This window comes from Nakamurella sp. UYEF19 (assembly GCF_040546275.1).
Lineage (GTDB): Bacteria > Actinomycetota > Actinomycetes > Mycobacteriales > Nakamurellaceae > Nakamurella.
The window spans coordinates 19096-43398 of the sequence record NZ_JBEPNO010000032.1 but is presented as its reverse complement, the minus strand read 5'-3'; the positions used below and the strand labels follow the sequence as shown (position 1 = coordinate 43398).

24 protein-coding genes are annotated in these 24303 nt (G+C 66.9%); 14 read left to right on the top strand and 10 right to left on the bottom strand.

Features of this window, described 5'->3' with window-relative positions:
* Positions 1 to 377 precede the first annotated feature (377 nt).
* The gene (locus ABIB25_RS26540; protein ID WP_354531528.1) at positions 378 to 1877 is read right to left on the bottom strand and encodes a SulP family inorganic anion transporter; all 1500 of its coding nucleotides are present in this window, start codon (positions 1875 to 1877) and stop codon (positions 378 to 380) included.
* A 187-nt stretch (positions 1878 to 2064) separates the two neighbouring features.
* On the opposite strand from ABIB25_RS26540, the gene ABIB25_RS26535 reads away from it, so the two are divergent.
* Positions 2065 to 2466, top strand: a complete 402-nt coding sequence (locus ABIB25_RS26535; protein ID WP_354531527.1) for a MerR family transcriptional regulator — start codon at positions 2065 to 2067, stop codon at positions 2464 to 2466.
* A 308-nt stretch (positions 2467 to 2774) separates the two neighbouring features.
* Here the strand turns inward: ABIB25_RS26535 and ABIB25_RS26530 are convergent, their stop codons facing one another.
* From ABIB25_RS26530 to ABIB25_RS26520, 3 genes are all read right to left on the bottom strand, one after another.
* Entirely contained in the window at positions 2775 to 2915 is a 141-nt protein-coding gene (locus tag ABIB25_RS26530) for a sigma factor-like helix-turn-helix DNA-binding protein (protein WP_354531537.1), read from the bottom strand.
* An 82-nt stretch (positions 2916 to 2997) separates the two neighbouring features.
* Positions 2998 to 3414 (bottom strand): sigma factor, encoded by a 417-nt coding sequence (locus tag ABIB25_RS26525; protein ID WP_354531526.1) that lies wholly within the window; start codon positions 3412 to 3414, stop codon positions 2998 to 3000.
* Between the two features lie 613 nt (positions 3415 to 4027).
* Positions 4028 to 4444, bottom strand: coding sequence for a PRC-barrel domain-containing protein (locus ABIB25_RS26520; RefSeq protein WP_354531525.1), 417 nt, complete (start codon positions 4442 to 4444; stop codon positions 4028 to 4030).
* Between the two features lie 270 nt (positions 4445 to 4714).
* On the opposite strand from ABIB25_RS26520, the gene ABIB25_RS26515 reads away from it, so the two are divergent.
* Positions 4715 to 4933: a hypothetical protein gene (locus tag ABIB25_RS26515; protein ID WP_354531524.1), complete on the top strand. Its 219-nt coding sequence runs from the start codon at positions 4715 to 4717 to the stop codon at positions 4931 to 4933.
* A gap of 599 nt (positions 4934 to 5532) precedes the next feature.
* Here the strand turns inward: ABIB25_RS26515 and ABIB25_RS26510 are convergent.
* On the bottom strand, positions 5533 to 5856 hold the full coding sequence (locus tag ABIB25_RS26510) for a hypothetical protein (protein ID WP_354531523.1): 324 nt from the start codon (positions 5854 to 5856) through the stop codon (positions 5533 to 5535).
* A gap of 501 nt (positions 5857 to 6357) precedes the next feature.
* Here ABIB25_RS26510 and ABIB25_RS26505 point away from each other — a divergent pair.
* The 3 genes from ABIB25_RS26505 to ABIB25_RS26495 are packed head-to-tail and all read left to right on the top strand — an operon-like array spanning position 6358 to position 10306.
* The gene (locus tag ABIB25_RS26505; protein WP_502919909.1) at positions 6358 to 8127 is read left to right on the top strand and encodes a chloride channel protein; all 1770 of its coding nucleotides are present in this window, start codon (positions 6358 to 6360) and stop codon (positions 8125 to 8127) included.
* A 20-nt stretch (positions 8128 to 8147) separates the two neighbouring features.
* On the top strand, positions 8148 to 8912 hold the full coding sequence (locus ABIB25_RS26500; protein ID WP_354531522.1) for an SCO family protein: 765 nt from the start codon (positions 8148 to 8150) through the stop codon (positions 8910 to 8912).
* Positions 8909 to 10306, top strand: coding sequence for a polysaccharide deacetylase family protein (locus tag ABIB25_RS26495; protein WP_354531521.1), 1398 nt, complete (start codon positions 8909 to 8911; stop codon positions 10304 to 10306). Before ABIB25_RS26500 ends, ABIB25_RS26495 begins: the two co-directional genes overlap by 4 nt.
* Here ABIB25_RS26495 and ABIB25_RS26490 read toward each other — a convergent pair.
* The 3 genes from ABIB25_RS26490 to ABIB25_RS26480 form a co-directional block, all read right to left on the bottom strand.
* On the bottom strand, positions 10297 to 10419 hold the full coding sequence (locus tag ABIB25_RS26490) for a hypothetical protein (RefSeq protein WP_354531520.1): 123 nt from the start codon (positions 10417 to 10419) through the stop codon (positions 10297 to 10299). The two genes, ABIB25_RS26495 and ABIB25_RS26490, sit on opposite strands and share 10 nt — an antisense overlap.
* A gap of 284 nt (positions 10420 to 10703) precedes the next feature.
* On the bottom strand, positions 10704 to 12209 hold the full coding sequence (locus ABIB25_RS26485; RefSeq protein WP_354531519.1) for a potassium/proton antiporter: 1506 nt from the start codon (positions 12207 to 12209) through the stop codon (positions 10704 to 10706).
* Positions 12210 to 12248: 39 nt separating this feature from the next.
* Positions 12249 to 12758, bottom strand: a complete 510-nt coding sequence (locus ABIB25_RS26480; RefSeq protein ID WP_354531518.1) for a MarR family winged helix-turn-helix transcriptional regulator — start codon at positions 12756 to 12758, stop codon at positions 12249 to 12251.
* A 314-nt stretch (positions 12759 to 13072) separates the two neighbouring features.
* Here ABIB25_RS26480 and ABIB25_RS26475 point away from each other — a divergent pair, with 314 nt between their 5' ends.
* The gene (locus tag ABIB25_RS26475; protein WP_354531517.1) at positions 13073 to 13207 is read left to right on the top strand and encodes a hypothetical protein; all 135 of its coding nucleotides are present in this window, start codon (positions 13073 to 13075) and stop codon (positions 13205 to 13207) included.
* A gap of 17 nt (positions 13208 to 13224) precedes the next feature.
* On the opposite strand, the gene ABIB25_RS26470 is transcribed toward ABIB25_RS26475, so the two are convergent.
* Positions 13225 to 14265, bottom strand: coding sequence for a flavin-containing monooxygenase (locus tag ABIB25_RS26470; RefSeq protein ID WP_354531516.1), 1041 nt, complete (start codon positions 14263 to 14265; stop codon positions 13225 to 13227).
* 217 nt (positions 14266 to 14482) lie between these two features.
* Here ABIB25_RS26470 and ABIB25_RS26465 point away from each other — a divergent pair, with 217 nt between their 5' ends.
* Genes ABIB25_RS26465 through ABIB25_RS26440 form a run of 6 tightly spaced genes read left to right on the top strand, consistent with a single transcriptional unit; the run spans position 14483 to position 20707 of the window.
* Positions 14483 to 15919: a radical SAM domain-containing protein gene (locus ABIB25_RS26465; RefSeq protein WP_354531515.1), complete on the top strand. Its 1437-nt coding sequence runs from the start codon at positions 14483 to 14485 to the stop codon at positions 15917 to 15919.
* Complete coding sequence (locus ABIB25_RS26460) at positions 15912 to 16583, top strand: CDP-alcohol phosphatidyltransferase family protein (protein WP_354531514.1); 672 nt, start codon at positions 15912 to 15914, stop codon at positions 16581 to 16583. The genes ABIB25_RS26465 and ABIB25_RS26460 overlap by 8 nt, the downstream gene beginning before the upstream one ends.
* Positions 16580 to 17854, top strand: a complete 1275-nt coding sequence (locus ABIB25_RS26455) for an ABC transporter substrate-binding protein (RefSeq protein WP_354531513.1) — start codon at positions 16580 to 16582, stop codon at positions 17852 to 17854. The genes ABIB25_RS26460 and ABIB25_RS26455 overlap by 4 nt, the downstream gene beginning before the upstream one ends.
* A 5-nt stretch (positions 17855 to 17859) precedes the next feature.
* Positions 17860 to 18804: an ABC transporter permease gene (locus tag ABIB25_RS26450; RefSeq protein WP_354531512.1), complete on the top strand. Its 945-nt coding sequence runs from the start codon at positions 17860 to 17862 to the stop codon at positions 18802 to 18804.
* Complete coding sequence (locus ABIB25_RS26445) at positions 18801 to 19661, top strand: ABC transporter permease (RefSeq protein WP_354531511.1); 861 nt, start codon at positions 18801 to 18803, stop codon at positions 19659 to 19661. The genes ABIB25_RS26450 and ABIB25_RS26445 overlap by 4 nt, the downstream gene beginning before the upstream one ends.
* The gene (locus ABIB25_RS26440; protein WP_354531510.1) at positions 19658 to 20707 is read left to right on the top strand and encodes an ABC transporter ATP-binding protein; all 1050 of its coding nucleotides are present in this window, start codon (positions 19658 to 19660) and stop codon (positions 20705 to 20707) included. Before ABIB25_RS26445 ends, ABIB25_RS26440 begins: the two co-directional genes overlap by 4 nt.
* Before the next feature lie 55 nt (positions 20708 to 20762).
* Here ABIB25_RS26440 and ABIB25_RS26435 read toward each other — a convergent pair whose 3' ends face one another.
* Positions 20763 to 22235, bottom strand: a complete 1473-nt coding sequence (locus ABIB25_RS26435; protein ID WP_354531509.1) for a dihydrolipoyl dehydrogenase family protein — start codon at positions 22233 to 22235, stop codon at positions 20763 to 20765.
* 83 nt (positions 22236 to 22318) lie between these two features.
* On the opposite strand from ABIB25_RS26435, the gene heR reads away from it, so the two are divergent.
* The gene (gene heR, locus ABIB25_RS26430; protein ID WP_354531508.1) at positions 22319 to 23092 is read left to right on the top strand and encodes a heliorhodopsin HeR; all 774 of its coding nucleotides are present in this window, start codon (positions 22319 to 22321) and stop codon (positions 23090 to 23092) included.
* Positions 23093 to 23280: 188 nt separating this feature from the next.
* On the top strand, positions 23281 to 24303 hold the full coding sequence (locus ABIB25_RS26425; protein WP_354531507.1) for a YeiH family protein: 1023 nt from the start codon (positions 23281 to 23283) through the stop codon (positions 24301 to 24303).

Genomic DNA, 24303 nt, shown 5'->3' with positions numbered 1-24303 from the left:
GACGAACACATTCGATGGGCTGGGGCGCTCTCGCTAGCGGCCGGCACCGGACCGCCAGAGAGCTGGAGGTCGCGTCTGGTGCGCGATGACCTGCGTACCTGGGTACCCGCGGACCTGCAGCGGTAGCCAACGGTCCGCCGGGAATCGGTGTGAGTCATGAGACAACATCCGCATGGCTGTACGGACGTGCTGTGGGGCATTCATGGAGTAGACCGGACAGGGGCCGGTCCCGACCCATGCAGGTAGGGCAGATCCATCGTGGATTCTCCGGCGGCACGGTCTGACATCAGTGCCTTCCGGAGCTGAGTTCGCCGGTCAACAAGGGGAAGTCGAAAGTAGGGACCTGGCTGTGGTGGGGCTTGTGATGATGCGTCCTGCTATGCGCCGAGGTGGCCCGTGAGGCGTTGGTGGAATCCGGTGCTGCGTTCGTCGAGTCCTTCGATGGCCACGGCTGCGCCGTAGGCCCGATATCTGGTCTCGATGGCGTCGAGGGCGGCGACGGTCGAGGCGTCCCAGATCTGGGCCCGGCTGAGGTCGATGGTCACGCGAGCGGGGTCTTCGGCGTAGCGGAAATGGTCGACGAGGTCGTTGCTGCTGCCGAAGAACAGGGGCCCGGTGACTTCGTAGTGGGCGGTTGCGCCGTCGTCGGAGGTGGTGCGGCGGACGTTGATGACGTGGGCCACGCGTCGGGCGAACAGAACCATCGCCAGGACGACGCCGACGAGAACGCCGTAGGCCAGGTTGTCGGTGAGGACGGTGACGGCGACAGTGGCGACCATGACGGTGGTCTCCGGGAGCGGCATGCGTTTCAGCGTTGAAGGTTTGACGCTGTGCCAGTCGACGGTGGTGACGGCGACGACCATCATGACGGCGGCCAGGGCGACCATCGGGATCTGTCCCATGATCGAGCTGAGCGCCGTGGCCGAGGCGAGTAGGAACAGGCCGGCGACGGTGGTGGAGATCCGGGTGCGGGCGCCGCCGGTTTTCACGTTCAGCAGGGTCTGTCCGATCATGGCGCAGCCGGCGATGCCGCCGTAGAACCCGGCCAGCAGATTGGCGACGCCCAGCGCCCAGGACTCCCGGCCTTTGTGGGACGGGGTGTCGGTGATCTCGTCGACAAGTTTGGCGGTCAGCAAGGTTTCCATCAGGCCGACGACGGCCACGCTGAGCGCGGTCGGCCAGATCAGCTGCAGGGTGGTCAGGTTCAGCGGTACCAGGAACGGGGTGATGCCGGGGAGTTGCCCGGTAAGGGGTCCTTCGCCGGCGACGTCCGGAACGACGAGGTGGGCGATCATGACGATCGCGGTCACGACGACGATGGCGATCAGCGGCGAGGGAATGATTTTCGTGAACTTAGGGACGATGAAGATGATCGCGAAGGTGCCGGTGAACAGGACGTAGCCGAGCCAGGGCAGGTGCAGTACGTGGCGGACCTGCGCGGTGAAGATCAGGATGCCCAGAGCGTTGACGAAGCCGGTCATCACCGAACGGGGGATGAACCGCATCAGGCGGGCCAGGCCGGCGGCGCCGAAGGCGATCTGGACGATCCCCGCGAGGATCACCGTCGGCAGGACGTACTGGACGCCGTGCTGGTGAACCAGGGGGGCGATGACGAGGGCGACCGACCCGGCCGCGGCGGTGATGACCCCGGGACGCCCGCCCAGGATCGACATGGTGATCGCCAGGACGATGGAAGCGACGAGGCTGACCATGGGGTCGACGCCCGCGACGATGGAGAACGAGATGACCTCGGGAATCAGCGCCAGGGTGGTGACCATTCCGGCCAGGAATTCGCGGGAGAGCTGCCGCGGTGAGCGCAGTGCGCTCGCGACGGTGATCGTGTTGCGGAGCAGGGGTTGTCGTTCGGCGATGGCCAAGAAACGGCTCCGTGGCTTGGCTCTCCCGGGGAGAGAGGTGGGTGACGTGGTGAGTGCGCCCCGTTGCGCCGGCGTCCGGTCCCGTGTCGTGGTCGACAATGGACAGCAGCCACGAGCAGGCCGGTGTCGCCCGGCACGACGGCAACACTACCCTGACGTAAGGGTTGAGTTGGAACAGGATGGTCTGATGGCGAAAGAGATGACGGCCGAAGAGGTCGTGGCGACGATGCACATCGGCGAACTGGCGGACCGGTCGCAGATGTCGTTGCGGACCATCCGTCACTATGACGAGGTCGGACTGTTGAAACCGTCCGGCCGGACCGAGGGCGGATTCCGGCTCTACACGGAGCGGGATTTCACGCGCCTGATGCTGATCAGGCGGATGAAGCCCCTGGGGTTCGCGCTCGAGGAGATGTCCGAGCTGCTGCGGGTCATCGACATCCTGGAGACCGTCGACAAGGGCGAAGGCGGCGCTACCGTCCGCGGGGCCCTGGACGGCTTCATCGAGCAGGCGACCGTCCGTCGGGCGAAGCTGGAGGAGCAGATCGGGATGGCCGACGAGTTCATTGAACTCCTCCGCGCTCAGTAAGGAGCCAGCCAGGTGGTGAGAGTGACCTAGCCGAAGGGTTTGGCTCGATGGGGCCAAGGCCGGTCCGAAGCAACGTGTCTCACCCGCACACCGCGACTGACCCTGGCCTGGTCCTGCGCGCGCTAGAGGTCGCGTCGTCACTTCACCGTTGTCGGTCTATGCCACGTTCACCCTGGGGTAGCAACCCACCCACGACCTGCCCCAGGAGCAGTTCTCCGGGGCCTCACAGAGTTCTATGATCGCCCAGCTTCAAGATTCGTACACCAGCGCCATCTTCGACGAGCAGTCGCAGAGGTGGATTTCCCGGCTCACCTGCCCAGGGGTCCGCTGGCCCGCGTCGAGCGAAGTTTGATCAATCCATCCCGGATCCGGGTTTTCACCGTCGCCACCGGGATCTGCAGGATCGCGGCGATCTCGCTGTTGGACAGGTTACCGAAAAATGACATCAGGATCGCTTCCCGCTACTTGGCGCTCAGGTGCACCAGGGCACGTTTGACGGCGGCTGGATCATCCATGGATTGCTCGGCCGGGTCAAGACCGTGAATTTGATGATCGCCGGCGGCGTACCGGGCATCGCGCAGCCGGGTGGCCTGCGCCGAACGGATCCGGCGCGATGGCGCGGCCGCGGGCCAGGGTGAAGATCCACCCCTGAGCCGAACCGGCGACCGGATCGAATCGGTCAGCCTGCTGCCAGATCTGCAGGAACGTCTCCTGCGTCACTTCCTCGGCCTGGTGGGCATCAAGCAGCAACCGGTGGGCGAAACCGAATACCTCCGGCCACAGCTGCGCACACAACCCGGTGAACGCCGCAGGATCCCCATCGGCGGTCCGCACGATCAGCTCAGCGACATCGGGCCGCGGCCGGGGGGACCCGCCGAACTGCGCCGCCGGTACGGTCGGTCCTGTTTGCGGCGGGAAATTCTGCTGCGTGCAACTCATGGTGGTCATTCGCTCACCGAAACGTCAGGGTGCGGCGATGGACCGAGTTCACATACATCCGACGATCAATTCCCATCGGGGGAGGTCAAAGCATGGAAGGTCGCCCGGTAATGTATCTCGCCACCATCCAGCATTCTTGTTGATATCCCGTCCCGACTGACTCCGCCGGCTACACCCGCTGGCATGTGATCTGGACAATGGCCATACCCCACCGGGTACGCCCCTGTCAGGTCTGGTTGACGGTCCCCTCCCCTCACATCGCTTGCAATGCCAAAGCGCAATAGCCCACCGTCACTATTTGCACGTGATCGGATAGTCAAAGTAGCGAGAAAGACGTGGGCGGGACCCCCACGCATCACCGCCAGCCTGAACATCGACGTGCCGTCGTTCAGAGGTATCTACATGCGCAATCACCAGGGAACTCAACGACGGGTTCATCGTTCTTACACCGACTACCGCCTGGGTCAGACCAACATCGCCCACTGACAAGACTGCAACTCCGATGGCGAGCAGGGCCTGCGGTGGGGGCAGATCCATAGATCGGCACCGCAGGTCAGCAGAGCGGCGCCGCCCTCCTGGCTGTGACGCGGCCGGCAAGCACTCGGCCATCGTGGATCCATCTTCAACGGTCATGAGTGCCTGGGCCTGGTGGTCCTGAAGCCCAGAAGGGGAGGTACCCGTAATAGTCGTACAGACCGGCGTAGTAGGGCATCTGATCGACGATTTCCGGATCGTAGAGGGGTGAATCGGAGACATGTTCGCTGGACTGGTGGATGAAGACCTGGTCGCCGGTGATCCGGCCGATGGCCTCGACCGGGATGAACGTGATGGTGGCCCCGAAGCCCAGCACGCCACCGTGCTCCACTCGCAGAAACCGAACCTGTCGGTGCTGGGTGTCGATCAGCAGGTCCGCGACGCGCCCGATTTTGGTTCCGTTGATATCGATGACGTGTCGCCCTCGAACGTCCTCGGCTGGGTCTGCGACAGTCTGTCCGCGATCCCCCAGCTTGATCAGTACTGAGTTTGTTGGTTCAGTCACTTCTCCACTCCTCCTCTCGGTCGTGGGTACTAGCGCTGCGCAGTTGGTGGGGTTCACTCGATCAGCACCGCGCCGCAGTGTGGGACGCCTCCCTGGCAGGGTCCCGGTCGCACATTTGCGCCGACGCGGATCGCCAGACAAGGTGCAGTGTGCAATTATTGCCCTTGACAAACGGTACCGCGCTGGGTGGTCCACGGCAACAGGGTTGGGGATACCCGGAACGTCCAGTGGCGGCGAAATCCGGCCGCGGCCGACAGGAAGTGGGTTCTCATGCAGGAGTTCAACGATCTTCGGGGCTGGGTCACTGCTCTGCTCAATCAGACCGAGGCGGGGCCCGGTTTTGACGTCGTCGCGATCACGGAGGAGATCCAGTCACGTTACGGGCCCATACCGCCGGATCCGATTCCCGACTTCTGGGACATCGCAGATCGTCACCGAGGACGGTCGCGCCCCGACCGGGTCGTCGACTCCGCGGATCCGTTGGACTGATACGCCTCTCAAGATGTCCCTGGACCTTTGAAGACTTCCGATCGTTGCCCAGGATAAGCCGGGACATTCGTCATCGAATCGAGACTTGCGGTCTACTTGCGTACTGCAATACTTGCAGTACGCGTCAAATGCAGAGGCGTCCATGCAGCAAGTTGGTGGCGGATGTCGGGCAGCGTGGTCTGCTGCAGATGGCCCACTGCTGGCCGGCCGGAGGTTCCGCGCAGGTCCGGTGAGCCCGGCGACCAACCGGCGCGGGCGATGCGACAGCGGTCGTAGCACCTTCGCGGATTTGTCAGTTGGTCAGCGGCGCGCCGTGGTGGCCGCCGCGCGACGACTGGCATCGGAGGCCGGCGCTGAGGACCTGGGTGAGGCGGTCGAAGTAGCTACTGGAGGTTGCAAAGACCTTCATGAGTACCCGGAGGAGTCGCTCGGCGAGTTGGTCGAACGGGTCTCCCGGCAACGTCTGTTGGACAGGACGCCTATCCAAGGGGGCTCAGACGTGCGGTGGGATCGGGGTTGACTTCGGTCAATCCGGCCGTCATCGGAGCAAATGTGTTCCACGAACGAGTTCGGTCAGCGCCAGGGCCTGCTTGCTCCGGTCAGGTGCCGACGGTCAGAGTGCCTGCTGCGCGCCAGAAGTCGTGAAGGTTCGCGGTCACCATCATCAGATTGGGCGCGCTGAGCTTCAGAATGATGGATCGGGTAGAAGTGGTGGCGCAGAGTACCACCGTGGGCTGGTCAGTCAGGTCCGTGCCGGTCGCGAGGTCAAGGCCCTGATCCCCGGCGTTCTGCCCGGCCGCAGCTGGAATCATAATGGGCTGAGAATCAAGGATGTTGTGTTCGGCCATGTAGTGATCGATGCATCGAGAAGCCGTGCCGTCGAACGGGGACCGGCTGGACAGGGACATGATGACATCAGGCACAGGCTCGCACCCGGCAGAATGAAAAATCGCATTGCCTACCGGAGAACAAAGGATCCAGCCGCGCGGTACGCGAACGCTGAAGTCTCCCACGACGAGTGCCTGCTGCGGGGCGGGATCAGCGAGGGGCCCCGCCGCGGCGCTTTGGGCGGCGGTGCTTTGGACCGCTGCGTTCCTGGATTTCGCCCCATCGCTCCGCGCGTGACCGAGGTGTCCACACGCAGTGATAGCGGCCACAACAAACGCCAACAGGGCGATTAGGCCTCGCAGGCTCTTTCTGTTCGACCCGCCGGTGGTCCTCACGGCCTCCGTTGATCGCTTTGCGGCCCCGCTCGTGTACTTGGCCCGGCTGGTGTCGGGGTGCGGGGGGCGTAGCGGTGGTCGAGTTGTCGCATTCAGCACATCCGCGTCTCCCGCCTGGTCAGCACCAGACAATGATTGCATACTGCAAGGGTGAAATTCTCTGCTGGCCCGGGCCGTTCGCCGTTCCTGCTGCGACTGCCCATGGGCCGGTCGCTGCCGGTGGCTTCGGGGGTGTCCCGCTCTGTCGGGTTGTTGCGAACCTCCAACGGCGGACTGCTGTTCCTGGCTCTGCTCGTGGGCGCGGGTGCCGGGGGAGGGGCCATCGTCTTCCGGTGGCTGATCCGGATCTTCACCGAGGCACTGTCCGGACACGAGGACTACGCGGGTCTGGGTGCGGTGGCCAACCCCCACGTTCCATGGTTGGGGCGTTGGTTCGTGCTGCTGGCGCCGGTGGTGGCCGGCCTTCTCTACGGCCCGCTCGTCCACTTCTTCGCGCGGGAGGCCCGCGGGCACGGCGTGCCGGAGGTGATGTTCGCCGTCGCCAGACGCGGTGGGCGAATCGCGCCGCAGGTGGCCGCGGTGAAGGCGCTGGCCTCCGCGCTGTGCATCGGCGGCGGTGGCTCGGTGGGCAGGGAAGGCCCGATCGTCCAGATCGGTTCCGCTCTGGGGTCGACGCTAGGACGGCTGGTGAAGGTCGCGGAGTCGAGGATGAAGGTGCTGGTCGCCTGCGGCGCTGCCGGTGGGATCGCTGCCACGTTCAATGCGCCGCTGGCGGGTGTGTTCTTTGCGATGGAGCTGATCCTGCGGGATTTCAACACGCAGTCGTTCGGGATGGTGGTGCTGGCCTCGGTCACTGCCAGTGTCATCGGCCGGGCTGCGTTGGGGGACCAGCCTTTTCTGAAACTGCCGCCGTTCGTCGTCGATCATGTGGCGCAGTACCTGCTGTTCGCGGTGCTGGGTCTGCTGGCCGGCGTGGTCGGTGTGGTGTTCAGCAGAGTGCTGTATGCGATCGAGGACGTCTGCGACAAACTCTGGAGGGGGCCGGAATGGCTCCGGCCTGCAGTGGGCGGTGTTCTGCTCGGAGTCGTCCTGCTGGTACTACCGGAGATGTACGGGGTGGGATACCCGGTGCTGGGCAACAGCATCGCCGGTCGTTACGCGATTCCATTCCTGATCGTCCTGCTGATCGGGAAGATGGTAGCGACCAGTCTGACCATCGGGATCGGCGGTTCCGGTGGAGTTTTCGCGCCGAGTCTGTTCATCGGCGCGATGCTCGGTTCCGCGTATGGACAATTGGCGCACGAGTTGATGCCCGGTGTGGCCGGTCAGGTCGGTACCTACGGTCTGATCGGAATGGGGGCGGTCTTCGCCGGTGCGGCCAGGGCGCCGATCACTGCGGTGATCATCATGTTCGAGCTGACCGGCGAGTACACGATCATCCTGCCGCTGATGGCGGCGATCGTGCTGGCCACCGGGATCAGCCATCTGCTGACCGGGGACACCATCTACACGCTGAAGCTCCGCCGCCGGGGCGTCGACCTGGATGTCCCGGAGCATGCCGGGCTGCTGGGTTCGATGACCGCCGCCGAAGTGATGGAGCCTCTCGGCGAGTCGGTTGATCAGGGCACCGCGTTGTTGGACACTGCCGGCCGTCTTGCTCGGTCCCCGCACGGTCAACTTCCGGTGGTCGACGGCGCCGGCACCTACCTGGGGATCGTCACTGCTCGGGCCGCGGCCGATGCGCTGGCCGACGGCCGGCACGACCAGGCGCCGGTGGCCGGCTTCGTCGAGCAATCGCCGTCCGTCCGTGCCGACACCACCCTGGACGCGAGCCTGGACGCCCTGGAAACGGCTGAAGGGACAGCAATTCCGGTGCTCGACGAGTCCGGACGTCAGGTGCTGGGTTGGCTCAGCCACCAGCGGGTGCTCAGCGCGCTGAGTACCTCGCGCCAACCGGACAGTTCCTCGTGACCACCCGCCGTGTCCGGCGAATGACCGCGGTTGTGCTGGTCGGCCTAGCCGTGGCGGGCTGCGGATCCACGGCTACGGCGGCTCCCGCTGCCCCCGGACCGTCAGTCGGTCAGCCCCTGGACCAGCCACTCCCGTCAGCGGTGCTGGGCGCCTCGCTGGTCTCCTCCTCGGGTCAGCCCGTCAGCCTGGCTTCTTTCTCCGGCAAGATCGTCGTCATCTCCGACGTCATGACACTGTGCCAGGAGACCTGCCCACTGGACACGGCCAACGTGGTCGCCGCCGCCCGGTCGGTCCAGAAGGCCGGACTGGCAGGTGATGTCGAATTCCTGAGCATCACGGTCGATCCCACCCGCGACACGGTGGCCAGACTGGCCGCCTACCAAAGCCTGTTCCCCGATGCGCCCTCGAACTGGCTTACGCTCACCGGACCTGCCCCGACCCTGGCAGCCTTGTGGAAGTTCCTGGGGGTCTACACCGAGAAGGTTCCCGAAGACCTGCCCGCGGCCAAGGACTGGCTGACCGGCCGGCCCCTGACCTACGACATCGACCACTCCGACGAGGTCTTCGCCGTCGACGGAACCGGCCATGAACGATTCATCCTCGAAGGAGCACCCACCATCAACCCCGGCACACCGATCCCACCCACCCTCACCGCCTTCCTGAGCGCGCAAGGCCGGGAAGATGTCGCGCATCCCGACGCACTGGCCTGGACGATGCCGCAGGAACTGCAGGTCCTGTCTTGGCTGACCGGGCACACAGTTCAATCGACAGGAGATAACCAGTGAGAGCCGCAGGAATGGTGAAGTTCTCCAGGGGCAGGCTGGTGACACTGTCCATGCTGGCCATCGGCACGATGATGCTGACGGCCTGCACCGGCGGCAGCACCCAGGCGGTGGTGACCGTCACGACGAACGTCGCGGGGACCTCGCCAGGATCGACGTCGAAGGGCTCGACCTCCCCGGGGTCGTCCTCGACCGGGGCCACCTCCGGGTCCTCCTCGACCAGCGCTCCGAGAAGCTCCGGCGGCTCGTCCTCCTCCACCAGCAAGTCTTCGACGTCGAACCCGTCTCCGAGCTCGGTGCCGGCGAACGACGACGGCGGTGTGAAGGCCGGAGGCACCGAGCCGGACGGTTTCAAGATCACCAAGCTGAAGCCGGGCGAGAAGGCCCCGCAGTTCGTGGTGTTCAGCTTCGACGGCACCGGCTGGGACGAGAAGTGGCAGTACTGGTTCGGGATCATGCAGAAGGTGCCGTTGCATTTCACCGGTTTCCTGTCGGGTACGTACATGCTCTCGGCCGATACGAAGGACAAGTACACCGGCCCCGGGCATGCGGTGGGCAAGGCCTCCATTCCCTGGGGTGCCCCGTCGGATATTCCGACCGAGATCGGCAATCTGAACAAATCCCTTTCGCTGGGAAATGAGGTCGGGTCACATTTCAACGGCCATTTCTGTGACGACAATCCGCCCGGCGGCAACGACTGGGACGCCTCGGACTGGAACAGCGAGCTCGACCAGTTCTTCTCCCTGGTCAAGAATGTTGACCCGAACAACAGCATCTCCACCAAGCTGAACGTCACCGCGGCCGAGATCCACGGGGAGCGCACCCCCTGCCTGACGGGGCACAAGGTGGATCTCTACCCGGCGTTGGAAGCCCACGGGATGACCTATGACAGTTCGTTCACGCGGACGGGTCTGTCCTGGCCGGTGAAGAGCTCGGACGGGAAGATCTGGGAGATGGGGATGTCGGAGTTCCCGCTGCACGGCAGTGGTCATCCGCAGATCACCATGGACTACAACTTCTACGCCCAGCAGGAGCCGAACACCGTCGCAGGGGGCCCGGTGCCGTCGTTGGCGCAGAGCAAGGCCGATTCGGCGCAGGTGCTGGCCACCTATCAGGACATGCTCAAGGCAGCCGCCACCGACGGGGTGAACGAGCCGATCATCATCGGCAACCACTTCAACGACTGGAACAACAACGCCTACTCCGACGCGGTCGGGAACTTCGCGTTGGCCGAGTGCGGCAAGCCCGGGATCAACTGTGTGCCCTTCCGGGACCTGGTCGACTGGATGAACGCGCAGGACCCGGCGGTGCTCAAGGCTCTGCAGAACCATCAGTCCAACCTCGGTGGTTGCCCGTACCTGAAGTGGCCGAAATGCGACGGGCTGATTCAGTACTGACCGGAGCCGTCAGGCTGATCCGAGGCAGCCGTCAGTCGCGGGTAGGCGCGGGGGTCAACTCGCTCGCCGAGCAGGAACGCAATGGCGGCGCCGAGCACGATCCCGGAGATCAAGACCGGCGTGAGAACACCAACGGATGGCTGCGGTACTACGCGTGAAAAGGTCCAACAGCCGGTCAGCCGCCCCGGGCGCCGGGCACGCTTCGCTCATAGGCCCACCAACGGCGCCCCGACGCCCATCTGCGCGGTCAACAGGATCCGAAGGTGCGTGCCACGCTCCAGAACATCGAACAACGGGCTGCCAAGAGGTGAACGGGCCCGAGTGCGAGAGCGTCATCCACTACTGAATTGACGGTCAGGCCTCCTGGAGTCTGTGATCTGGACTGGTCCCGAGGGCTTCAGTCGGGCCGCGGGGATCCGGATGCGCCGGAGTCGGTCGGTGCCGGTGACTCGAACATGGCGACCAACTCCTGATACCTCTCCGGTTCGGTCTGGACCATCACGTCGTCGCCAGCTCTCAACTCGGTCCCCGGCCGCACCTGGAGCAGTTCGCGATCGCGGATGACGAAGCTGACCCAGACCTCACCGGGCAGGTCGGCGAGCTGCTCCACTGTCCGACCGTCGGCCGGCGAACCGGGACAGATGGTGAATCGGTCCACACCCTCCGGCTCGTCGGCAAGTCGAACCCCCAACGCCCACGGTTCCACCTCCACCGTGCGGAAAGGCAGCTTGAGCAAGCGTGCGACCGTCGGGACCAGACCGGCCTGGAATACCACGGAAAAGGCGACCACCACGACCACGATCCCATAGAGGCGTTGCCCCTGTTCGATCCCGGCGGCCAAAAGGTAGCTGGCGAGCAGGATCGGTACGGCCCCCTTGAGGCCGGAGAAAAGGATGAACGTTCGTTCGTTCCGCTTCAGCTTGGTCGGCCACAGGCACAGCCCGACCAGAACCGGCCGGATGACGAATGCCACGGTGGCGCCCAGGACGAGTCCGGGGATCCAGACGTCGGCGTGGCCGAGCTGGTCCAGGTCCACCGTCAGGCCCAGGATGACGAAGGCGACGATCTCGGCCAGGCTAGCCAGTGCCGAGTGGAATCGCTCGATCTCCCGCTTGAACGGGGCCCGGGCATCGCCCAGGATGATGCCGGCCACGAAGACGGCCAGAAACCCCGATCCCAGGGCCAGCGTGGCCACTCCGTAGAGGACGAACGCGCTGGCCAGAGTGCGCAGTGGATAGAGACCTTCGGCCGGTAGCGGTACGCGCCGCATGAACCACAGCAGCGCGCGTCCCCCGATGACGCCGATCGCGCCGCCCACCCCCATCTGCAACACGAATTCGCCGGCCACGTGCAGGAACCCGGACCCGCTGACGCCGCCGGCGGTGATGAGGCTGGCCATCAAGGCGATGCCCACCGGGTCATTGGCGCCTGATTCGCCTTCCAGGATCGCGCCGCTGCGTCCGGCGATCTCCCGACGGCCCAGGACGGAGAAGACCACCGCCGGGTCGGTGGGCGACACGGCTGTCCCCAACAGCAGGGACAGATACCAGTTGAGTCCGAAAGCGAAGTGGCACAGGACCGCTGCCGCCCCGGCGGTCAGGAACGTACCGGCGATACCAATGGCGGTGATCGGCGCCGCCGCCGATCGGAACCGTCGCCACCCCAGGTGGAGTCCGCCGTCGAAGAGTATGCACAGCAGCGCCACGGTCACCACCCGCTCCACCAGCCGTTCGGGCGGGGCGGGGAGCACGCTAATGACCTTCTCCGTGACTGCCGCTCCGGCCAGGAACAGCGCCGGGGCCGGCAGGTGCACCCGCTCGCTGAGTCTGTTCGACAGCACCGCCAGCAGCCCGACAACCGCCAACACCAGGACCAGGATGGCAAAGCTCTTCACATCATTCACATCTGGGATCCTTCTCGCTGCCCGTCCCGGAGATCGGCTTCACCACAGGGGTGCAACACCTGGATCGAAGCTCACCGGTGGCTCGTGAGCAGCATCAGCGAAACCGCGGAGAGCAGCAATCAGATCCGTTCGTTGACCGGCTGGCATAGCCTGAACGATCCGGGCGATGTCCTGACGGCGCGCCTCGGTCACCTTTCGCACGACCGCCGACCCGTGAAACGAGACGGCCAGCAGCACTTCCCGCCGGTTGCCGGGATTCTCCCGGCGGGTCACCAGATCAGAGATCAGCAGACGGTCGATCATCCGCATCGCGGTGGAGGAGTTCACCGCCAGCAGTTCGGCAAGCCGGTTAAGGTTGACCTCGCCGTAACCCACCAGGACCACCAACGCCCGGAACTGCGACAACGTGACCGTGTCCTCAACCACGGTCAGCGACCGGGCAGACACCCCCACCAGCACCCGCGAGGCGGTCAACAAGGCAGTGACGAAATCATCGGGGGAGGGCGCCGGAGCCGAGTTCACCCCGGACGACGGCTCTCTGGGACTCACGACACCCTCCTCGGACCATCACCATCAGCAACGCCCACCAATCATTGCATGATGCGGCAATAGGTGGCACAGACGTCTGGCAGTGACTACGTGCACCGTCAACGTTTGGGGCCGGGATGCGGCGGTGACCGGTTGACGACGCGGCCGGCGCTGTTCATTCGAACCCGTGGAACCACGCTGGACGCGGGTGACGATCGGAGGGCGTGACGCTGCCGCCCGGGGTGACATCGCGACGATGATTGCTGTTGTCACGGTCGGGTCCCCGCTCATCCGGGGGGTGGTGTGCCGGGGCAGGTCAGCGCCGATCGCACGAGTTGGCCGGACCTTTCCAACGGCCGATCACCCGGTTCCTGGGCGCACACCACCGCATCATCGGAGTCCTGTCCGTAATTTTGCTGCTGGCCATTGCCGGTATCGGCGTCTACAACGACTACCACCCCACGCTGTGATATCCCCCTTTGGGAGATCATCGACGGGCGTCACGAATCCGTTTCGCGGTGGCATGGGCGTCGCGGTCGACGCCGTCGATGATCGAGGAATTCAACCGGGTCTGCCACGGCAGACCCATCCAGTGCAGGCCGAATACGGGGCTATCGCCTCGGTGGTGGACGGGCTCGCCCTGCTCGTCCAGCGCGCCGGGGAGATCTACAAAGTCCAGATCTGGTCGATAGCCCGTGCACCACAAGATATTGCTGGCCCGGACGTGGGTGCCGTCGGACAGCGACAGGTATTGCCCGCCGGCGCCGGTGACTCGACCAATGTTCAAGTCGATGCGGCCGGACCGCACGTCGCGTCGCAGCTGCGTTCCGATGATGGAATCACCGCGGCGCCGCACGTAGCGCGAGATATCGGACGATGCGCGGGCGTTGAGCGTCCTGGTGAGGTACAGCCACCAGTACAGATCGACGCCGAGCAGCGAGACTGGTACGTACCACGGCGGGCGGGGACTGATCACCGTCACCCGGTGGGTCGGCGCCAGTTCCACCGCCAATTGCGCTGCCGAATTTCCGCCGCCGACGACGATCACGTCATCGCCGGGGATGTCGGCGGGGCGACGGTAGGCGGCGGAATGCAGCTGGAAGATCCTGGCATCCAGCGCGTCGGTTCCCGGCGGGACGTAGGGCCGGGAAAATGGTCCGGTGGCGACGACGACGTGTCGCGCCCGGAACTCGGCACGGTCGGTTCGAACGTGGAACAGCCGGCCGGATCGCCACAGACGACTCACCTGGAGACCGATCTCCACCGGCAGAGCGAATCGCTCGGCGTAGCCGCGCAGGTACTCGGCGAACTCGCGCTTGTCGGGGAATTGCCCTCCCGGCGGGAACCGCATGCCCGGCAGCGCGCTGAACCGTCGCGGTGTGAACAGCTGCAGGCTGTCCCACCGCTGCAGCCAACTGGCGCCGACCGTGTTCTGCTCGATGACCTGGATGTGCAGGCCGGTGATCCGCTGCAGCCAGTACGCCGCTCCCAAGCCGGCCTGGCCCGCGCCGATGATCAACACGTCCACCGACCGCACCACAACCCCGGGGCCCGGCACCCGGCCAGGGTCATCCGGCGGGCGCTCTGTTGGCTGAGACATGCTGCCGCGTCGCCCTTCTTGCCGCTGGTCGAGGTGGCTGGTCGATCCCGAGGCTGCCGGCCTCATACTGACCGAGGGTAGGCCGCCCATGACCGACGCCTGTCTGACATCGGAACATCGGCAGCGCCGAGGCAGGGGAGTGAACATGGTCGAGGCAATTCTCCGGCGCCTGTCGGAACGCTTTCGGGAGCTGGAGCTGCTGACCCGGCCCGTCGATGCGGAGACCAAGGCGGCTCTGGCCACCCGTTGGCAGGCTTTGCCCGAGCACGTCCGGACGCCGGCGCAGACCCTCGGTCAGCACGCGGTGGGCTGCGAGGGTACCCACGGGGTGTTCCCGAAGTGCGATCTGGCCTGCACGCCGTGCTATCACTCCCGGGACGCGAACCGGGTCGCGATCAGCGGTAGCCACACCATCGCGCAGGTGCGGGCGCAGATGGGGCTACTGCGTCGACGGCGTGGCCCGAGGGCGCATGCGCAGCTGATCGGCGGAGAGGTGTCGCTGCTGTCGCCGGATGATCACGCGGCGGCGCTGCTGATCATGCGTGAGCACGGCCGTGAGCCGATGAGCATGAGTCACGGCGATTTCGACTACGACTACTTGAAGGCCCTCGCCGTCGGACCAGACGGCGTCAGGCGGTTCGACCGGCTGTCCTTCGCCGCTCATTTCGACTCGCTGATGTTCGGGCGGCGTGGGATCGAGCGGCCAGCCGACGAGGCGGCGCTGAACCCTTACCGGCAGCGGTTCGTCGCCATGTTCAGCCGGCTGCGGCGCGAACACGGTGTCCGACCGTTTCTGGCGCACAACATGACTGTCACGCCGCGCAATGTCGGTGAGATCGCCCAGGTGGTCCGGGATTGCCACGGCTTCGGGTTCGGTTTGTTCTCCTTCCAGCCGGCTGCCTTCATCGGCGACGATCGCCGGTGGCACGAGGGGTACCGCGATACCACCGCGGACACGGTGTGGGCGCAGGTCGAGGCCGGCGCCGGCACACGGCTGCCGTTCCGTGCCCTGCAGGTCGGCGACGAACGATGCAACCGCACCACCTACGGCTTCTACGTCGGTCCGGACTACTTCCCGATCCTGGACGAGGAGAAGCCTGCCGATCTGGTGGTGCGCGATGCGTTCCTCACCAGATTCGGTGGGATCAGCTTCTCCGGGACCCCGCCGAAGCTGTTGCTGGCCAAGGTGTTGCGGGTGGTCGCCCGGCATCCGGGAGTGGTCGTGCCGTTTGCGGGGTGGCTGGTCCGCACCGCCCGCACTGTCGGCGTCCGGCGGTTGCTGCGGCATCACCACGTCCGCCCGGTGACCTTCGTGATGCATTCCTTCATGGACGCGGCCGATGTCGCCCCGGCCTGGAAGGCGATGCAGGACGGTCAGGTCAGCGGCGACCCGCGGATCGCCGAGACGCAGCAGCGGCTCGCTGCCTGCTCCTACGCGATGGCCCATCCCGAGACCGGAGAGCTCGTTCCGGCGTGCGTGCAGCACAGTGTGCTGGACCCGGTGGAGAACGTCGCGCTGCGGACGCTGCTACCTCCGACCCCGGTCGGCCGTCGGCCGCGGTCGGTAGGCCCGGATGCTTGACGCCCGCGCCCGCCGTCTCCTGTCTCCGGGCCTGGATGCGGTCGGCGGCCGGCTCGCCGCGGCCGGTGCCCCGGCGATCGCGTTGACGGCGGCCGGCTGGCTCGCCGGTGTCGCCGCCTGCGTCGCCGTGGTCGCGCACGTCTGGCTGTTGGCCTTGGCGTTGTGGTTGCTCAACCGGCTGCTGGACGGACTGGACGGACCCGTCGCGCGACGTCACGGACCCAGTGACCTCGGTGGATTCCTGGACATCGTCGCGGACTTCAGCATCTACTCCGGGTTCGTCGTCGCGGTCGCCATCGCCGAACCCGGTGCCAGGTTGGCCGGTCTGGCCCTGCTGATGGCCTACTACCTGTCCGGTACCGCGTTCCTGGCCCTGTCGTCCCTGTTGGAGCGACGCGGTACCACTCTGGCCGTCGACGGCCGGTCGCTCCGCTTCGTCGGCGGTCTGGCCGAAGGCACCGAAACCGTCGTCGTCTACGTACTGCTGTGCCTACTGCCCGGCCGGGCCCCGCTCATCCTGTGGCTGTTCACCGCTGCTGTCGCGATCACCGCCATCCAGCGCGTCGTGCTCGGCGTCCACACCCTGCGCCACCCGGCGACGACACACCCGAACAGCGCAGAAGCAGCCGAGCGTCATCCAGCCCCGCGCCAGGAGAACCGATGAACCGCAATCCGACCGGCGGCCTTCGGGCGCACACGCGACGGCGCCGCGGCGGCGCGATCACCGGACTGGTGCTCACCGCCGCGCTGGTCCTGAGTGCCTGCAGTGCCACCAGCGCGGCCACGTCCCCGGTGGTGGACCCCGCCGATTGGCCCTCGGTACTGGCGCAGGCCAAGGGGCAGACGGTGAACTTCTACGCCTACGGCGGCGACACCGTCCTCAATGGTTTCCTGGCCGGCTACGTCACCGATGCGCTGGCCAAGAACGGTGTGACGCTGAAGCAGGTCAAGATCACCGACACCGTCGACGCGATCAACAAGGTGCTCGGCGAGAAGCAGGCCGGCCGTGCCAGTGGCGGGTCGGTCGACGCGATCTGGGTCAACGGCGAGAACTTCAGCACCGGCGTGCAGGCCAAGTTGTGGTCCTGCGGCTGGGACAGGGCGTTGCCGAACTCCCGCTACGTCGACTTCACCAACCCGGCCGTGACCAGCGACTTCGGGGTACCGGTCAACGGCTGCGAGGCCGTGTGGCAGCAGGCCGACTCCGCTCTTGTCTACGACAGCAGCAAGCTCGGAGCCGCCGACGTGGTGTCGGTGTCCTCGCTGCTGGCGTGGGTGAAGGCGCATCCGGGACATTTCACGTATCCGGCGCTGCCCGATTTCACCGGCTCCATGGCGGTGCGGACCATCCTGTACGGCAGTCTCGGCGGCCCCGCTCCGTTGGCCGGAGCGTTCGATGCCGGGAAGTACGCACCGGCGGCGACGGCGCTGTGGGCGCGGCTCAATGCACTCGAGCCGTCGTTGTGGCGAGGTGGCAGCACCTACCCCCAGACCCAGGACGCGGTGGAGAAGCTCTACGGCGACGGCGAGATCAGCGCGTACTTCACCTACGGGCCCGGGGCGGTCGCCGACAAGGTTCGCGACGGTCTCTACCCGAAGTCCACCAGGGAGGCCGTCCCGTCGCCGGGCAACATCAGCAACAACAGTTTCCTGGCGATCCCGGACAACGCCGCCCACCGGGCCGCGGCGATGGTGCTGGCCGATGTGCTGCAGGATCCGCAGACCCAGTTGGCGCTCTACCGGTTGGAGGGGAGCTACCCCGGCATCGATGTCGGGAAGACCGACGCCGCCACTCGGGCCGCGTTCGTCGCGGTCCCGTTCGATCCGTCGGTCCTGCCGCTCTCCCAGCTCACCGCGCACGCTCAGCCCGAACTGGCCGGCGGCTACGTCACCCGACTCGAGAAGGACTGGACCAGCCAGGTGTTGCAGCACTGACCGGGATGACCGACCCCCTCGACCCCGTACCGGACCGGCTCCGTCGCAGTGCGACTTCGACCCGGCGACACCGGCCCGGACGCCCACTGCGACAGCCGGTCCGCCTCGGTCTGCTGCTGGCTCCCGCCCTGGTCGTGGTCGGTGTGTTCTTACTCGGCGGGGTGGCACAGGCTCTGGCGCAGAGCTTCGGCTACCAGCCCTACCTTTCCGGCAGTCACCTGTCCACCGATGCCTACACCGCGCTGTGGACCGATCCCGCCGTCCGGGCCTCGTTGCTGCTCACGGTCCGGGTGGCGGTGCTGTCCACCGCCCTGTCCGCGGTACTCGCGGTGGCGGCGGCATTGCTGATCCGCCGGCTCGGACGTGGTCGCGCTGCGATCACCGGGCTGTTCCAGGCCAACCTCGCGGTCCCGCATCTGGTCGGCGCACTGTGCATGATGCTGCTGCTGTCCCAGGGTGGGCTGCTGTCCCGGCTGGCCCACCTGGTCGGGTTGACGGCGACCCCGGCGGCGTTCCCTGCCATCACCAACGACCGTTTCGGGGTGGCGATCATCGCCGAGTACGTGTGGAAGGAGACCCCGTTCCTGACGGTGCTGGTGCTGGCCACGCTCGGCCGCGGCGCGGCCGATCTGGAGGCGGCTGCGCGGGTCCTGGGCGCACGAGCGGTACAACGGCTGCGGTACGTCACCCTTCCGTTGCTGGCACCGGCGCTGGCCGGCGGCTCCATCCTGGTGTTCGCGTTCGCGGCCGGGTCCTACGAGGTGCCCTACCTGCTCGGCCGGCCCTACCCGGCGACGCTGCCGGTGGTGGCGCTGCAGTACTTCGACGACACCGACCTCACCTCGCGGCCGCAAGCGATGGCCGTCGCCGCCCTGATCGCGGTGCTCAGCGGCGTAGCCGTCGCCGGATACCTGCTCGTCGTGTCCCGGCTCTCCCGGCGTGCGCTGTGATCGGCTCGGCGGCGGCCCGCAGTGCGGGATCAGGCACCGCGGGATCGGGCACCGCGAGGACCGCCGGCCGCAGATTCGGCGTCGTCGTGCTGGTCGGCGGTGCGCTGGTGCCACTGGTTCCATTGCTGGTCTGGGCGTTCGCGGGCCAGTGGCGGTACCCGGCGCTGGTGCCCCAGCGGATGAGCCTGCGGGGTATCGGGTTGCTGACCGATCCGCGTTCGGAGATCCCGAAGGCCCTGCTCACCTCGACCCTGATCGCAGTGTCTGTGGCCGTCCTGGCCGTCGTCATCGGCTATCCCGCCGGCCGCGCTGTCGGGCTCTACCGCTTCCGGGGACGGCGGGCCGTGCAGTTCCTGCTGCTCGCGCCGGTCATCGTCCCCGGCCTGGCCTCCGCCGTCGGCCTGCAGGTGTTCTTCATCCGCTACGGTCTGGCCGACTCGGCGACCGGGGTGGTGCTGGTGCAGCTGATTCCCACCGTCCCCTACGCCGCGACCGTGATGGCCGCTGCGTTCGCCAACCTGGACACCGATTACGAACGTCAGGCGCGGGCGCTGGGCGCGGACCCGCTACGGGTCCTGCTGTTCGTGACCCTGCCGCTGATGCGCCCGGCGCTGCTGCTGGCCGGCCTGTTCGCTTTCCTGATCTCCTGGAGCGAATACGTCCTGACGCTGCTGATCGGTGGGGGGCAGGTCACCACGCTGCCGTTGCTGCTGTTCGCTGCGATCTCCTCCTCCGACACCACCGCGGCCGCGGCGCTGGCGTTGCTGGTGATCGGTCCGCCGCTGCTGCTCGTCCTGATCTCGGGCCGGCTGCCGGCTACTCGCTCCGGCGCCGTCATCGGGCTGGGGCGGCTATGACGGCGACCGCGATCACCCTGACCGGGTTGGGAAAGTCATTCGGGATGACCGACGCGGTCCAGGACCTGAGCCTGGAGTTGGCGGCCGGTTCGTTCACCGCCCTGTTGGGCCCGTCCGGCTGCGGCAAGAGCACCACCCTGTCGATGCTGGCCGGTCTGACCGCACCCGACCGCGGAGACATCCACTTCGACGGGGCCAGCATCCTCGATCTGCCGGCCGAGCGCCGCCCGGTCGGCCTGGTCTTCCAGAAGCCGCTGCTGTTCCCGCACCTGACGGTCGCCGACAACGTCGGCTTCGGCCTGCGGATGCGCGGCATGCGGAGCCGGGACCGTGCCCGCCGGGTCGCGGAGATGCTCGACCGGGTGCAGCTCGGCGGCCTCGGCGAGCGCCGCGTCGGTGAGCTCTCCGGCGGTCAGGAACAGCGGGTAGCGCTCGCCCGTGCCCTCGTGCTGGAGCCGGATGTGCTGCTGCTGGACGAGCCGTTCTCGCAGTTGGACACCACCTTGCGAGCCCAGATGAGAGCGCTGCTGCGGCGACTTCACGTCGACTCCGGAATCACCACCGTCTTCGTCACGCACGACCAGGGCGAAGCGGTCGAGGTCGCCGACACCATCGCGCTGATGCTTGCGGGGACACTCGCCGGGCACGGCACCCCCGAGTCGTTCTACACCCGACCGGAGACCCTGGCCGGCGCCCGGTTCTTCGGCGTGACCAACGAGATCACCGGCCGGACGCGACACGGACGGTTCAGCGCGCCCGGGACTGCCATCGATGTCAGTACCGACCTCCCCGACGGCGACGCGGTCCTGGTGATCCGGCCCGAGATGATCCAGCTCGAGGCGCAGGCCGGGGTCGTCGATGGACGCAGGATCGGTCGGGTCGTCGGGGCGCGGTTCGCCGGTACCCACGTGTCCGTCGACGTCGAGCTCGGCCACCATCGGCTACGGGTCCACCATCCCGCCGGACGACCGATCACCATCGGTCAGAGCATCGGTGTCGACCTGCGGCAGGGGGCGTACACCGTCTTCACCACCACGGGACGGTGATCGGATCGGCCATCCACCCGGGATGGTCGGGGCCGCAAGTCCTCTGGGCAATGGGTCATCTGGCGCGCAGCGTCCAGCGCCTGACTGTGGCCAAGGCATGCACAGCGCGGCCGGTGACGCCGGCGGTCAGCTGCTCCTGCACCTGGGCGATCGCGGCCTTCCAGAGCCCGTCCGAGTAGGTCGGGTAGGCATGGGTGGACCCGGCGATGTCGCGGGCGCGGAGACCGTGCCGGGCCGCGAGCACCGCCTCGGCCAGCGACTCACCGGCCCGCGGACCGACGATCGTGGCGCCCACCACCCTGCCCTTGCCGTCCAGGACGAGCCGCGAGAACCCGGCCGTGTACTGCTCGGCGATCGCCCGGTCGACCTCGTCGTGCTCGACGGTCTGGACGGTGAGGCCGAGTGCGCGGGCCCTTTCCAGGCCCACCCCGACGGCTGCCACCTCCGGTTGCGTGAACGTCACCCGGGGGATGCTCGTCAGGTCCACCCGGCGTCGAAGGCCCAGGACGGCGTTTGCCGCGGCCAGGGTGCCGTGTACCCCGGCGGTGTGGGTGAACTGTGGATGACCGGTCAGGTCCCCGGCGGCCCAGATCCGCGGATTGGTGGTTCGCAGCCGGGCATCGACCCGGACCTGTCCGCGGTCATCCAGCTCGACGCCGGCGACCTCGAGGCCGAGGTCGGAGGTGCGCGGCCGCCGACCGACCGCGACCAACACCGTGTCGAACCCGATCTCGCTGCCGTCGGCCAACACGGCGGACCAGGCCGAGCCGTCCGGGCGGACGGACGTCACCGCGACCCCGGTACGCAGCTGGACCCCGTCCGCGGTCAGCGCCCTGGTGACGAGCTGAGCGGCATCGGGATCTTCCCGAGCGAGGAGGCGCTCGGCGGCCTCGACGATGGTGACGTGGGAGCCGAGGCGGGCGAACGCCTGCCCCAGTTCGCACCCGATGTTGCCGCCGCCGAGCACCAGCAGCCGGTCGGGCAGCCGGGTCAGGCCGAAGACCGACTCGTTCGTCAGCGGCTCGGCCTGTGCCAGGCCGGGGATCGGAGGCATCACCGGGGCGGCGCCGGTGGCGATCAGGGCCTGCCGGAAGGTGACCGGAACTCCCTCCACCGCAACGATGTTCGGGCCGGTGAACTTCGCGGAGCCGTGGGCCGCACAGACACCGGCGGCGCGCATCGCTGCGGGTGAATCGGTCGGCTCGATCGTGGTGATCACCTGGTGGACGTGAGCCATCACCGCCGGGAAGTCGACCGTGACCTGGCGGACCTCGATGCCGTACTGCACGGCGGTCCGGGCGGCGTGCGCGGCGTGCGCAGCGCTGAGCAAGGTCTTGCTGGGTACGCATCCGATCCACAGGCAGTCACCGCCGATCCGGTCCCGCTCGACGAGCAGCACGCTCGCACCGAAACCGGCCGCGGTCTTGGCCGCCACCAGTCCCGCGGTGCCGCCGCCCACCACCACCAGGTCCCAGGCGGCGCCGTCCGGGGGAGCGAGGTCGTCGGAGCTCCAGGCCGAGGTATCCATTGCCGGAATTCTACGTTCCGGGCGGGATCGGTTCTGGTGGAATAGGCGCGCAGTAGGCTCGTGCCATGACAGGAGCGAACACTGTGAGCAGCAAAGATACCGCCGCCGGAGTGACCTCGGAGGCCCTGGCGGGTTTGCGCAAGTGGAACATCGGACTGACCGTGTTGCACGCGGTCCAGGGGATCGCCATCATCGTCCTCGCCGGCGGATTTTCGATCGCCGTGACCTCCTCCTACCCGACCGGACCGCCGGGGTCGACGATCGCGGCGCCGTCGACGCTGTTCGAGGTCCGCATCGGCGTGGCCGTCGCCATCTTCCTGTTCCTGGCCGCGGCCGATCACCTGCTCACCTGCACCGTGCTGCGCAGCACCTACGAGGCCGATCTTCGCCGCGGGATCAACCGTTTTCGGTGGATCGAGTACTCGTTCAGCTCGACCGTCATGCTCGTCCTCATCGGCTTCTACTTCGGCCTCACCGGCATCAGCACCGTGGTGGCGGTCATCGGTGCGAACGTCGCCATGATCCTGTTCGGGTGGCTGCAGGAACGGATGAATCCGCCCGGGCGGGCGAGCACCACGATGATGCCGTTCTGGTTCGGCACGCTGGCCGGGGCCGCGCCGTGGATCGCGATCCTGATCAACCTGGTGGGTACCTCGCAGGTTCCGGGCTTCGTGATCGGCATCTTCGTCTCCCTGCTGATCGCGTTCTTCACGTTCGCGGTCAACCAGTGGCTGCAGTACCGCGGCATTGGCCGGTGGAGCAACTACGCCTTCGGTGAGAAGACGTACCTGGTCCTCAGCCTCGTCGCCAAGTCCCTGCTCGCCTGGCAGATCTTCGCCGGCTCGCTGGCCTCCTGACCGCACCGGAAGCATGCATGCGCTGACTGGGCCAATGGCCGCGCGAAGGTCACCTGGCACAAGTCATCCTTGTGACGTCCCAAGGACAGCCCTACTACCGCCGCCAACGTTCGGGCCGGAGGATCGTGCAGGTGCACATTCCTTCCTCGTCTGACCCCACCCCCGGCATCGGGAAGTTGCGATCGGACGTGACACTGAAGACCCCGGGCCTAGCCCTGGCCGTCGGCATCGCCATTGTCGCCACCGTGATCGGGCACGTGGTGCCTCTGGTCGGCGGGCCCGTTTCAGCAATAGTGATCGGTGTCGGCCTGGCGAGTGTGATCAAGCCCAGCGCTGTGCTGCGGCCGGGGATGCACACGGCGAGCAGGTTCGTGTTGCAGCTGTCGGTGGTCGTCCTCGGGTCGCAACTCTCGCTCGCAGAGGTGGCAAGGGTAGGTCTGGCTTCGCTTCCGGTGATGATCGGCACCCTGGTGGTGTGCCTGGGTGCCGCGTGGTTGATCGGTCGACTGCTCGGTATCGTCGGGGACCTGCGCACGCTGATCGGCGTCGGGACCGGCATCTGCGGTGCGTCAGCCATCGCGGCAGTGACGCCGGTGATCGGTGCGGTTGGAATCGACGTCACCTACGCCATCTCGACCATCTTCCTGTTCAACATCGCCGCTGTTCTGATTTTCCCGCTGGTCGGACATCTGCTCGGCCTGAGCCAGCATGCCTTCGGACTGTTCGCCGGGACGGCCGTCAACGATGTGTCCTCGGTCGTGGCCACAGCTACCACCTACGGCTCCGCCGCCACCAGCTACGCAGTCGTCGTCAAACTCGTGCGCACCCTGATGATCATCCCGATCAGCATCGGGCTGGCTGTGATCACCGGGCGGCGGGCCGGCTCGGGCAACGACGCCGGCGACCTCGCCGAGACCGTCTCGGCGACCCGGCATCGGGTAAATGCGTACCGCCTGGTGCCGTGGTTCCTCGTCGGGTTCGTCCTCGTCGCAGGCGCGAACTCGTTCGGGCTGATCCCCACCGGCATTCACCCAGGTCTGAAGACGACCTCGGTCTTTCTCATCACCGTCGCACTCAGTGCGATAGGCCTGTCCACCGACCTCGCCGGATTCCGCCGCGCCGGAGTGAGGCCACTCCTCCTCGGAGGGGCCCTGTGGATTCTCGTGTCACTGACCAGTCTCGGGCTGCAATTCGCGACCGGAATGCACTGA

Excerpts from the sequence above, each read along its gene's own strand:
- ABIB25_RS26535 (WP_354531527.1), top strand. The coding sequence starts at position 2,065 with ATGGCGAAAGAGATGACGGCCGAAGAGGTCGTGGCGACGATGCACATC.
- ABIB25_RS26525 (WP_354531526.1), bottom strand. The coding sequence starts at position 3,414 with ATGACCACCATGAGTTGCACGCAGCAGAATTTCCCGCCGCAAACAGGA.
- ABIB25_RS26515 (WP_354531524.1), top strand. The coding sequence starts at position 4,715 with ATGCAGGAGTTCAACGATCTTCGGGGCTGGGTCACTGCTCTGCTCAAT.
- ABIB25_RS26505 (WP_502919909.1), top strand. The coding sequence starts at position 6,358 with ATGGGCCGGTCGCTGCCGGTGGCTTCGGGGGTGTCCCGCTCTGTCGGG.
- ABIB25_RS26500 (WP_354531522.1), top strand. The coding sequence starts at position 8,148 with ATGACCGCGGTTGTGCTGGTCGGCCTAGCCGTGGCGGGCTGCGGATCC.
- ABIB25_RS26465 (WP_354531515.1), top strand. The coding sequence starts at position 14,483 with ATGGTCGAGGCAATTCTCCGGCGCCTGTCGGAACGCTTTCGGGAGCTG.
- ABIB25_RS26460 (WP_354531514.1), top strand. The coding sequence starts at position 15,912 with ATGCTTGACGCCCGCGCCCGCCGTCTCCTGTCTCCGGGCCTGGATGCG.
- ABIB25_RS26455 (WP_354531513.1), top strand. The coding sequence starts at position 16,580 with ATGAACCGCAATCCGACCGGCGGCCTTCGGGCGCACACGCGACGGCGC.
- ABIB25_RS26450 (WP_354531512.1), top strand. The coding sequence starts at position 17,860 with ATGACCGACCCCCTCGACCCCGTACCGGACCGGCTCCGTCGCAGTGCG.
- ABIB25_RS26440 (WP_354531510.1), top strand. The coding sequence starts at position 19,658 with ATGACGGCGACCGCGATCACCCTGACCGGGTTGGGAAAGTCATTCGGG.
- ABIB25_RS26435 (WP_354531509.1), bottom strand. The coding sequence starts at position 22,235 with ATGGATACCTCGGCCTGGAGCTCCGACGACCTCGCTCCCCCGGACGGC.